Genomic DNA, 11,856 nt, shown 5'->3' with positions numbered 1-11,856 from the left:
TGCGCCAACGCTCCCACATTAACGCCTTCTGGGTATCTGTATAGTAGATCCGCCGTCTCTGTTTCATGGCAACACTCCTTGCTGCTATGCAGCCTCAAGTGTGTTGCATCGACGGGTTGAATCCGCATCATCCCGTCGCCAAAGCGCTTCGCGTACTTTCGACGAAACGCCTTCCGAAACTCGTCTGGACAGCGCAACACTGGCGTCCGACGACTAATCATCGAGTCGGACTCAGCCCATGCCAGTGCCCATGGAGCCGGCACCGGCTTCTTATCGACCGCTGCCTGCCCAAAAGCCACTCGAACGTTCAACGGCACCTGATAAGTGGCCCCCGAAATCTCAGGTGCCTGCTGCTCATAAACGCGCCCCGGCAAGCTATCCAGCAACCCCGCGTAGTCGCACAATCCGCGAACGTGGAGTTGCCAAGAGTATTCATCACTGAAAGAGACGATTCTCCTGAGTTCCCGAACAAGCTCACGAAGCTCTTCTTTTGAGACCTTGCCAACCGCTGCGTCAATCAGAATGCGTCGCTCAAAGCCATAGAGGTAAAGGCGATAGTAGTTTTCATTGATGTCCGATTTTTCGCGCGCTGAACTGAGCCACTCAAGGTAAATGCGACGTTGCTCGGCGGTAAGATTCTGGTAGCTGAGGCGAAAGGAAGGCGGAGCCGAGGTTGCGCCTCCCCAGTGTCGCGACACTTCTGCGCGTGGATCGACGACACAGCCGTCAATCGATTCTGGACTTCCGCGTCCCGTCGTCCCCTCGTAGAAGAAGCCGCCCGTAATCGTGATGTTCCCAATCTCCAGGCTCTCGCCCGGCACTATCCAGCGAACTGGCGCACGGGAAATGCCACCGCCGCCTTTGATGCGGAAGCCAGACGATTGCTCCCCACCCGGTAGCGTGACACTGACAAGGGAATCTGACTCTTCGTCGGGAAAAGGTTGTGTCGCCGACATGACTGGCTCGACTTCTGGTTGATGCGTATTGGGTATTTCAGCCACACGCTTCGTTTGCGAACCACGGTTAGAGCTAAACCAGTAGACCACCCAAGCGAAAAGGAGAAGCACGGGCCATAGCAACGCGCCGTCACGAAGCTCGACCAAGACCGCTCCAGCCACCAGCACCCAAAATGCGATGACAAGCCCCTTCACGGACTTCTCTTTGCCAAGCACCATTTTCCCCTCGATTGATGGTTAGTGCGGCTCTTGCTGACTGCTTTTTGTCGTCTCCGGGCATTATATTACTAAGCCAACAGTTGGCCCTGCGCACTTCTCGCACAGCTGGATATTGCGGGCATGGGGGCGCCGCAACCACTACTCCACGTGGCGACTTGCAACATGGCGAACGCAAACGATTGCTAATCGCAAAGTAAGAACTCGAGTCGCTCTGCGACTGCCGTGCGCGCCGGGCTGCGCACCGATGGCGATGTCTGCAGCGACGCATTGCGCATCGTCACCCAAAGGCCGAACTGTTTGGCAACAACGAAATTCTGGTGCCCTTCAACCACGCTTTTTGTCTCGAAATTTCCAACAGGCAAGCGGAGGCAGCGCGCCGCTACAGCGCGATTGTTCGAAGGCTCACGAATGACCGCTCGGAGCTCGCAAGCCGTTGCAGGGAAGCTGCACGCAAGCACGCCGACACTGATTTCGTATCTGTCGGAACCAGAGAGGAACCGGTGCTACGCGGTCGAATCGAGTACGGGGATTTATCAGCACGATACCCGTGTGGTACCAATCGAGGCGAGACTCGCGCGCCAAGCGCTCTCGATGCGCATTTTGCCTCAATTCGTAGGGCCGAGCCATTTCACCCTTGCAATGGAGGATGCCTATGCACCGCCAGCGGGCTTTAGGTGTAGCATCGACCCGGAATGCTTCGTCGACGAATTTGAGCCGCGTGACCCAGCGTACATGGAGGATGCTGCCATGGCGTGGAATAAATTCGGGCTGGAGTCGTTCCGCGAAGGTTTACTTAACGAGATTCGTACGCGCCAGCTTGACGAATTCTGTGCGACGTGGTTGTTGACAATGCCAAAAAGTCAACACCATGACAATCGCATGTACGATTTGCTACACGACTATCTGCATAGTAGTGGGCAGACGACTCATCTCCGGTATCTCGAGCTCGACGGCGTCAAGGCCGTCCGCCACGTCCGGCAGAAGTTGGATGAGCTGCAGTGAAGCCGTCCGTTGCCGAAGAAGACAGTCGGCACATTGGCTTGGTGTCATTGCTCCAAACGCACACGCTTCGCCCCGGTTGCGCCACCACTCGGATGACGAAGGCGTCTGCTCAGTATGGTCAGTCTCACGAATGCCGCCGAATATCACAGCGACGCGCTTCGTTGCCGTGGATGTGGCGTCTGCGTACTTCGATGATCCCGGTATTGACACTCCGCCCTCCAATCTACGGGGCAACGTGTCTAGAGCACCGCGCTCGCGCCCGGAAGACCGGAAAACTTGAGCGTGAGTAAGCATATGCGTCTGCCGTCGCGTGGACGGCCTAGACAATTGCAGACGGGGCACGATTTCACACAGCTCCGGCGTGCCCCGCTCATTAATTATGCTGCATCGGCCACAATCTCGTAGTGCTGGCAAATCTTGGCGATCACGGTCTTCTGATTGGCAAGCAACTCAAGCGGTGTCCACTTCGCGCACTGCAGAACTCGTAGGGAGTTGGGGCACGTGTTGATTTTCTTGGCGAAGTACTTCGTCCGCTTAATGTCGTAATCTGCGTTACCTTGCGACGTGTTCTTCTTCGTCGTGATCAGCACCAGATTCCCGATTCTATTGGTAAGGTCCTTGCGCTGCTCATCCGAGAAGTCCGCACGCCACTGACTGTCTGTCGAAGGCTTTTGCGGAAGCACGTGCTCGACCGACAGTGACTCAAAAGCCATCCGATGCGCGTGATCGTGGTACAGGAAATCCAATTTGATGAGCAGGTACCGGGTGAAGCGTCGACCATAAACCGGTCCGTCAACGGCGCGGATCACGCCCGCCCCGTCGACATTGAAACACTTGTTCTGAAGAACATCGCTCGAGGTGGATGCTGCCTCAACAACCCGGATAACCTCGTTCATGTTCTCGATACGTTCGGTCGGCGTGTATTGAGCGATCCAGTCTGACGAGAATTTATTGTCAAGCAAAACGAGGAAATCAAGCAGTCGGTCATGCTTGAATCGGTCAAAATAGCGCAGCAGAGGCGGAATCCAATCGCTCGACGGCAGCCCCGTCACCATGACCTTGATCAGGTTGTCGAACTCGAACGTGCTGCCTGTGTCATCGTAGTTGCCACCGCCAAGCAAAGTGCTGTAGTACTTCAGATATCTTTCGATGAACTGGAACGTCGGCTTTCCTTTCTCCAGTAGCGCAGGTTTCTTCTGGCCGGTCGATTTATCCTTTTCCTTCGGCGAGTAGATCTTGTCCTCGAACTCCTGAAGCAAGTTCAACCGTGCCTTGTCCTTGAGCAGGATTGTGCGCAGGTGATTCAAGAATCGGTCAAAGTCGTCACCGAGCTCGCCTTCGGCATCCTCCCACAACTTGGCAAATCGAGCCTTGGCAGCCTCGTCTTGTGCAGGCAGGGCACCCAGATTCATCGACTTCAGAATATCGCTGTTGCGAAGCGGGACACCGCGCGCATTCAGAATCGTGAAAAGACGAAACGCGTCGTCCAAATCTTCAGTCGAGATATAGATCAGCAACACGCGGTTCCTGAGGAACCGAAGGAAGTTGCCGAGTTGTACATTGGCTTCGGGGCCCTGGAGGTAGCGGCGCATCTCAAGGATCGCACGCGCCATGTTCGGAATGGACGGATCCTCAGATTTCGCCGCAAGTCTCTCCAGGTCAGCTTCGCGGTTCGTGCCGCCGTCTGCCTTCACGAACTCATCGACGAAATCCTGGACCTCTTTGCGAATCGAGAAAACGATGCGCGTACGTTCCGGGATTTCGTCAATATCGTCCCCTTTCTGGAAGATCGACTTCTGGCAACTCGTTCGGACATTCTCCTCCGTCGCCAGATCTCGGATGCACGCAAACAACATGAGCAGCGTTGTCATACGCTGCTGACCGTCGAGCAGGTCGTTTTCGTCAAACTCCTGGTCGTCGGTGGTGCCGGCGGGCTTTGACTGGAACACGAACGAGCCAAGGAAGTACTCGGTGTCCGGCTTCTCCACCTGCGCAAACGTAAGGTCGTCGAGCAGGTCGTCGACCTCGTCCCGCGACCAGATATAGGGGCGTTGGTATTCCGGAATGCGGAACCACATTGTCGAGAAAATATCCTTTACGAGGATTTTCTCACTTTTGATTTCTTGTTCGTTCGCCATAGGTCCGTTGCGCTTTTTGCTTGGAATGTTTGCCGATTGTATCGTTCCTTGCGCGACATTCTAGCTGGGTTGCGCGTACGTTGGTGGCCGACGGCAAGAGCTGGCGCAGGTGAACTGCGCAATCACAGGGAGATTGCGAATCCGGCGACGAAAGTGAATAGCAACCCTTTTGAGACAGCGTCAGTTCTCCAGCGCGAGACGAACAAGCTTTTCCAGGATGCTCATTTTCGAGTTGTCGCCAGCAACAAGGACACCATTTGTCAGGGTGTGAAGGTAGACCCGAACGAGGCGATGACCTAGCAAGTCGCCCTCCTTCAGTTTCCCGTCTGCATCGTACAGCATCAAATCACGCATACCTGACAAGGCATCCCCCGTTCCGACGATCCCGCCTGCGGGGGGAACAAAAGTTCGCACAAAGACCCCGCAGTCCTGAAGGGCGATCTTTGTCCCTGTTTTCTCGCCGCGCACCTGGTGATCTGGGCTGTACATCGACATGTAGTACGGCAACATGTTGAAGTCTCGGCCCTTCGAGTAATAGCGTGCCGTCTCCCCCGCTTCACGCCTGCGCCGCAAACCTGGCTCCTGAGCAGCGAGCGCGGACTCGACGGACGGATAGGCATTGTTCAAGATGATTCTAGGGACGAACTCCCCCCACCAGGCAGTCAACCGTTCACCTGTCGTGGGGTCGACTAGCCAAAATTGCCCGTCCTCAATCATCTGTTTGCCATCAGGCTGCAGGAACGGGAAGCGATCGACAAAGTCGAGCGCGGCCGTTGTATCGCGAGACCAAGGCGACCTTTTGGTGCTGCGCACGGCAATCCCATCGGCGGTCAGCTCGACCTCCACGCAGGCAACAAGTTGTTTTGCTTTGCGTCCACCCTGTTGAAAAATCCGGCGTGTGGCCAGCAATGTGAGATGGCCACTGCGCAGCTCTGCGGGCATCGACGGCGCAGGAACCAGCTTCTCGCCTAGCAGGCATTCCTTTAACGACAGCTCAACCAGACATCGTTTCAACGCTTCCTGAAGGGTCACGTCGCCTGAGCGCCCGGGTGAAAGCTTCTCAAGGGAAGCGGGGCCGTAGTCCAGGCCTTGCATCGCTACGACATAAGTCTCCTGCTCCATTAGTTGAGCAAATTTCTTCTCGGTGTAAGGGTCGGCCACCGAGTCTCCCTCCGCAAGCTTGTTATACGCGACACTTGCGGTCGCAGCCTTCGCCTGCGTCAGGCCATCGGCCTTGGAAGCCAGCCTGATGCTGGTTTCCCCAAGTTCCACTTCGCCGTTGAGAAACAAATAGTTCTTTTCTTTGCTCAGTTGCGCTGGCGCAGCGGCGACGCCCGTAACGGAGTCAGCCGTGAAATGCGTGTGTTTGCCGACGGAACTAGACCATTTTGGTAAGAATTCGGGTATTCGCTTCAGTGGAGCTAAGGCCTCTTCGGTCAAGAGTCGCTCTGTTGCGTTCACCACGACAAGTGGGCGCTTCAACTCCGCGAGCGGGACGAGCGGAATATATCCGTCGTCGACGCAATGCGTAGCGACAAATGTCTCCGCGCTCGCGGGGACGGACGCCCGCTCAAAGAGACCCAGCGCAAACTCCGTCAGGATGTTCAGGTAGTAGAGTCGCGTTTGACGGAATTTCCCCGAGTCCAGACTCACGCCCGTCATTGGATATTTCCGGGCATCGTCTTCAAAAAACTGGGACGGGACAATGCGCGTGACGCCAAAGAGGAACCCGTTTCCGGCTTCGGCGGCGAGTGTTTCGGCGGAAGTGTCGCTCTGTGAAGCCTTCTTTCTCGTAAAAGTCTTCGCGATGAGATCACAAACAATCTGCTGATATTTTGAGCGAATCCTAAACTTCGCTTCTGCGAGATTTAGTCTGCGTGCGCCCACTTTCGGCAGGCTGCCCAGATAGACGCCCGGTCCGAATCCGCCTATCACAAAGGTCTGGTTTGGGTCATACGCTGCTGCCTCCAGCAACTCCCGTTGGAGCATCAGCTCGACAAACTTTTCGGGGTGAGCGCGAACTGCAGCAATCATGCTCTCGCGATTGAGTTTCGGTCTGGGGCCGAGATACCAAGCATCGCTCCTCGTCATCGTGAAGGTCAAGCGACTCGCCGCGTGCTCGTCCAGCCCAAGTTCGCCGGCAATGTGTTGACGAACGTATCGTGCTCGGTCCTTGTAAAAGTCGGGGGCCAACTCCCCGCCGCCAGCAGCCTTCGCCGCTTCCGCAAATTGCCGCAGGTCGATCGAGACGGGCACGATAAGGCTATCGCGGGATGCTTCCCATCGTGCCAGTTGAACAGCCGCCTCTGCAATACTGACGTCGAGCCGTACAGAGCTGAGCCGTGCGACTGCCCCGGAGCCCTCAAGGTTTCTTATTGGCATATTTGTGATGTTCGAGTACGTACACTATCGCGCAAGCAGGACACCGACCAGATTGTCGTTGTAGATCCACGCGTCAGCAGGATGCACATACAACGACATGAACCGGATCCCTCCCTCCGCCGAACGCTGGACGTGATATTTGTGGGCGCCGTGCAGGTTCAGATACACGGCATGAACTGTTTTGCCGTTAAAAATCTGGGAGATGCGCTGATGTTTCGCCACGGCCTCGGCTTCCAGTTCGTCCTTTTTGAGCCGGTCCGTAATGCGCGCCCAGTTCTTTACATCCACTGCCACGATGACGTCCGAATCGGCGACTTCCAGATAGTAGTCGTAGACCTGAAATATGTCAGCCTCGAGCGGATGGTTTCGCACGTCAATGAAGCGTATCGGACCAGCACCGCCATTGTTCGCAACCGTCACACCGAACTGTTGCTCTACAAATCGCTCGAATTCAAGCTCTGCCAGATACCCTTTCATGATTTCAGTGACGAACCATGGCTGAGGGAATAGCCGCTCTGCATCGTCTGCAACTGACGCAAGAAAGCCATTTCGGCCCTTCGCCAGCGCTTTGCCGATCGCTCCAAATTTCTCCATGAGGCTCGGCGGCGCTAGCATTGCGACCCAGTCGTAGACATCCGTTCCATCAAAAGAATCGGTAAGAATCGACTCTGTGACCCCCACCCTCGAAACCTCGCGGGTATAGAGGTCGACTCGCCGCCTGACGCACTGGAATGCGCCGTCGACGAACCCGCGTATTACACAAGCCTTTCGCAACGTTTCGATGTAGCTTACGGGGTCCGAGAACATGGACGGACTAAACAGTCTTGTCCAGAGTTGGCGGGCCGCATCGCTGCTCCTGAATCGGGCGGGAGTATCGGACGTGAATTCGCGGAGTGCAACTGCGCGTTTCAGGCTGTCCGTGACGTGCTGCCGCCGCGCGTTGTCGTCATCGAACAACTGCATATCCATGTTACGAGCGTTGATGGCCCGAAGCACCTCCCGTTGGGCTGGAGATGCTCGCGATACGAGTTCTGGGGCGCAACGAGTGCCAAGATGTACCATCTGTGCGGCGCGCGAGCTCACATAGATATGCTGGGGCGGCATTTTGGCCTCTGGGCAACGTTCGCCACGGCCCAAAGCCTGGAACACAGTCCGCGTGATATCAATATAGTGTTCCTTTCGCAGGCGGCGCCAACGGTTTCGGGAATAGTCGTACAGCACGTCGCGCCGCGACATTGCGGGCCAGCCCTCTTCCGTATCTCGCACGACCTGAAGATAGCTCTGAAACATCTCCATCGAGAAGCCCCGCTCGCCTGGGCGCGTGTGTTGCGTGTAGTAGGGATCGTTGAGCAGGCAGAACAGTTCAAAGTCCTTGCGTAAGCCCTTGTCGGTTGTCACGAAATCCAGACCACGTGATGCCGAACCGTACGCAGACCACAAAAGCACCTTGTGCTCCGTGATATCTAACGCATTGATTAGTTCCTGGCTAAATTGCCCTGCGTCATCCGTTTCGTGGACTGCGCCGATCTCTTTCGGATCGCGCCGGCGAAATCTCGCCGCCGTATAAAGAATGAGAGTCACCGGCTCTCGGTTCCCCGACTTCCGGTAGAACGGCAAGACAGGGTCGATGACGAAATGATGTCCGTCGTCGTCGAGCTGTCTGATGCCTGTTGCGCTACTCCCAGCAAGTCTCTGCAGTATCGGTCGTATGCGCTGGACGGTCTGTGTGAGCACGAGGCCGGAGCGCAATTCGGTCGAAAGCAGCTTGTCCAGCGATGCGACGAGCCCGTCAATTTCGTGCCTCTTGTACGCATTCAGCGGAACGTACCCAGGCTCCCCCTTCGCGGGAAAAGCCTCGTGGACGAACTGCTGCAAGCCTTTGAATCCACCTGAAGGTTCAAAGCTTGAGACAGGAGAGTCGTCATCGATGATCTGGATGCGGCGCTCCCGCCTTGCCAAATACAGGTTGGCGCGTTCTGACACGACATCCGTCTCAGCATGAGTCATCCGCTCATATTGGCCGCCCCTAGCAAGTATCCCTCGCTGCAACTCTCCCATGTTGAAGGCTCCCGACGATGCTTCGGTGAGACCGCCGGTGGCACTCATCAGGTACACGCCATTGTTGCGCCCCAACGCTTTCAGAACATCCGTTTCAGGCGTGTCCAGCAAGGACGTAATGGTCGCGGTGAGATTGATATCCGCAGGCAGGTTGTACTCTTCGGCCTTCCAGCGACTCTCTTCCAGCGTCACGACGCTCTTCGTCCCGCCGAAGAAAAAGTCATCCGTGAGTAGCTGATCTGCGAACGTCTCGCTCTCAAAGCCACTTCTGGTGTTCTTGTTGCTGAAGAGCTTGCGCACCTCCCCACGGAACCGCGCAAGGTTCGGATACCGCTCATGTTCGTCTTGCGAGAAGGTTATCTCCTTTTCCCCACTTTCGACATTGAGCCGACCGGCGATGAAGAGAACCAGTTGCAGATAATTGAAGAGCGTGTATGCAGATTCTGGAACGTCACCCTGGTGATACTCCAACCGGATCGTCTGGCCAGCCGTGTCCTCACTTAGCTCGACGCGCCTCAGGAACTCCGTATCCATTACGCTTGCTTCAGCACTGAAAAACGTCTGACTAGGCTGGTCGAGAACTTCACCGTAGGATGAACGGCTCATCGTGAAGTATTTTTTGTCGACGACGAGAGCACGCACGCGCTTGAATTCGCGATATTGTGAGCGACCGGGCAGACCGCCGAGGCTGGAAACGTACGTGCGGAAATCGGCAAGTATGTTGGCCTTCAGTCGAAATTTTTCAAAATCCTTATATCCATCGTTGCGGTCAAGCAAACGATGAAGGACTTCGAGGAGTTCGGAATCGCTCCATTCGTCTGCTTTCCCTCCCGGAAAGCTCTCGTTGAGTTTGACGCGAAGAATCTCTACCCGTCGTCGATCCGGTATGTGTCGCGCCCTCGTCGAGGAGGTCTCCACAGCGTACTCCCGCCAGACAGCGGGCGCGACTGCGGCGAACATCTCCAGATTCTGATAGACCTTGCTGGCCAGCGCGAAGTTATCGCTGCTTTTCTCGAAGGCAATGGGCCAGCGAAAGTCGAGAAAAGCGAAAAATTCAGTGATGACAACGTTCAGGTCGTGTCGACCAGCGGCATTGACAACGGATTTGCGCGAGTCGAATTGATACCAGTAGGCATCCTCTTCCTCGTCCAGGAAGACGACCGCCCTGGCAGGCTCGCTGGTGCCTGAAATCAACCTGCCGAGTGCGCTGCCCTCCCGATTGATTTCCGCAAGGAAATCGGCCAACGTCTCAAACCTGAACCAACGGTTGCATCCCCGCTCGGGATCAAAGGCGTAGAGTTGCTGCTGCACCTGGGACTTCGAGGCTGTGCCAGCTATCACACCAGGGTCTTTCAGAAATGCCTGAAGCGGCTGAAGGCGGCGTACCATCTCAGCGACCTGTGGCACGTCAAGCACGTCACGCCAGCGACTGTCTGCCGCCCTGTCGACAGAAAGAGTAATTAATCGCCTGATAACGCCGTCCGCAGACGACAGTGCACCGGACGTCACCTTAAAATATGCTGCCTTCGCGTCTTCATATGTGTCGTCGCCGGGCGCGACATCGTGGAAGCTCGACGTGAGGCAGATGTTTGCACGACGTCGCATCTCAGAAACGTTGCTCGTCGACGCGGCGGAGCGCTCCCGGGCTACCTCGACTTCGACCATTGACAGCACTTCACGATTCTGAACCAGCCAGTCGTGCAGCTTCAAGACGGCCTCAAAAAACGTCCTGTCGTTGCGATGATAGTCGCGAGAATAAAGGAGATATACCGGAACGTCCCGTCCGCGCTCCTTCAACAGTCGACTTACCTCGTCGGTATCCCGCTTCGATGCACTTTGCTTTCGGACATCGTCGACGAACCCCTTCACAAGGGATTGCATCGGTGCGATGAAGACCGGCACGACCTGATACTTGAGGAACAGTTCGAGCGAGAAAAACGCAGCGGTGTAAGTCTTACCGAAGCCGGTGAACCAATTCAAATGCTTGATGAACGGGCGGTCACCTGCCAACAGGAATGGCTCCCGAAATCCTCGGTTGAGAATGTCTGTCTCGCTACGCTTTTGCTGTCGGCTCATTTTCCCGCAACCATTCACTTAATAGAACTCGAGGGCAGCACGCCACCGGACCGCTCATTTCTTCGGCCACTAGCCAGCCCTTCGCCCACAGATTGAGTGCTCGCCGCCGACCGGACGCGTTTCCCACGAGCGCGGCAGCATACCGCCGGTTGATCGTCGCTTCGACACGCCGGCCGGTACGCACACGGGCGCTACCTAGCACCCGCCTCAACTCGTCAAGCTGCCTACTTGCGCGGCTCCTTGCGTACGCCTTTGAACGGTTCGCCGTCCTTCTTCTGGTCCATGAAACGCCCCGTTTCTCGGTCGCGCTTCGTCCAGTTCTCCGTCACCGGGTTATACACCTGTGACCTGTCTCGAACCGCCCCACGGCGCGCGTTATCGCCAATCGGTGGATTTTTTGCCATTGCTCAACTCCCAAATCGGGTTAGACATCCAGGTGGTGGGTCCAGCGCGGCACACCACTTTTCGAAAGGAATTCGACCAGCGAAGGGCTGCCATAGAACATGACGCGCCTGCCCGAAGAGTAGGCCAGCGCAGATTGGTCGATTTTTAGTGAATGAGCCCGAGCCCGCGCCGTCAACTGTGACAGGAGGATTGCATTGTCCGAGTCTGAACCTGAACTCGATCGGGCATCAAAAACAGCAAAATCAATCCAACCGCCGTTCTGTGCGCGCTCACGCATGTGCGCGAAATTGATTCGCATTGGTATCTCCCGGCCGGGACCCTCCCAGCATGGAAGACATGGTATCCAGGGTAGTGGCTCACGGACTGAGCCACTACCTCGCGTCGGTACGGTATTTTTCCGCTGCGGCGCACAAAGCCGCGAATATTCTCTTCCGTAGCTCGGGCGGCCCGAGCACTTCAACCTGATCGCCGTGGCGAAGCAGGTCCATCAAGATGCGGATTTCGGTGATGGTGATCAGTCGTTTCGGCGATCGTGATCAGTCTGGAAGGTGGTGTTGCGCGGTTAGTGGATTATAGCGAGAGCGATCACGATCAGGCGTCGGCCGAATCCGGTTTGGTCT

Annotated in this window: 7 protein-coding genes; 1 reads left to right on the top strand and 6 read right to left on the bottom strand. The window is 56.2% G+C overall.

What is annotated here, in order from left to right:
- Positions 1 to 1,175, bottom strand: a 1,175-nt coding sequence (locus DID96_RS36770; RefSeq protein ID WP_185732487.1) for a TerB N-terminal domain-containing protein, incomplete at its 3' end; no start/stop codon positions are given.
- A 222-nt stretch (positions 1,176 to 1,397) separates the two neighbouring features.
- Between DID96_RS36770 and DID96_RS36765 the strand changes: the two genes are divergently transcribed.
- A complete protein-coding gene (locus tag DID96_RS36765; RefSeq protein WP_124604116.1) occupies positions 1,398 to 2,177 on the top strand; it encodes a hypothetical protein in 780 nt (259 codons plus the stop codon).
- A 377-nt stretch (positions 2,178 to 2,554) separates the two neighbouring features.
- Here DID96_RS36765 and DID96_RS36760 read toward each other — a convergent pair whose 3' ends face one another.
- From DID96_RS36760 to DID96_RS36740, 5 genes are all read right to left on the bottom strand, one after another.
- The gene (locus DID96_RS36760; RefSeq protein ID WP_124604114.1) at positions 2,555 to 4,315 is read right to left on the bottom strand and encodes a DUF262 domain-containing protein; all 1,761 of its coding nucleotides are present in this window, start codon (positions 4,313 to 4,315) and stop codon (positions 2,555 to 2,557) included.
- Positions 4,316 to 4,495: 180 nt separating this feature from the next.
- A complete protein-coding gene (locus DID96_RS36755) occupies positions 4,496 to 6,571 on the bottom strand; it encodes a hypothetical protein (RefSeq protein WP_260464159.1) in 2,076 nt (691 codons plus the stop codon).
- Positions 6,572 to 6,721: 150 nt separating this feature from the next.
- Positions 6,722 to 10,831, bottom strand: a complete 4,110-nt coding sequence (locus DID96_RS36750) for a hypothetical protein (RefSeq protein ID WP_124604110.1) — start codon at positions 10,829 to 10,831, stop codon at positions 6,722 to 6,724.
- Between the two features lie 224 nt (positions 10,832 to 11,055).
- Positions 11,056 to 11,235, bottom strand: coding sequence for a hypothetical protein (locus DID96_RS36745; RefSeq protein ID WP_004552967.1), 180 nt, complete (start codon positions 11,233 to 11,235; stop codon positions 11,056 to 11,058).
- Between the two features lie 20 nt (positions 11,236 to 11,255).
- Complete coding sequence (locus DID96_RS36740; RefSeq protein ID WP_185732486.1) at positions 11,256 to 11,534, bottom strand: hypothetical protein; 279 nt, start codon at positions 11,532 to 11,534, stop codon at positions 11,256 to 11,258.
- Positions 11,535 to 11,856: the final 322 nt, after the last annotated feature.

It is taken from the genome of Burkholderia sp. Bp8963 (assembly GCF_003854275.1).
Classification (GTDB): Bacteria; Pseudomonadota; Gammaproteobacteria; order Burkholderiales; family Burkholderiaceae; genus Burkholderia.
The sequence above is the reverse complement of the archived record's forward strand: the minus strand, read 5'-3'. Positions and strand labels throughout refer to the sequence as shown.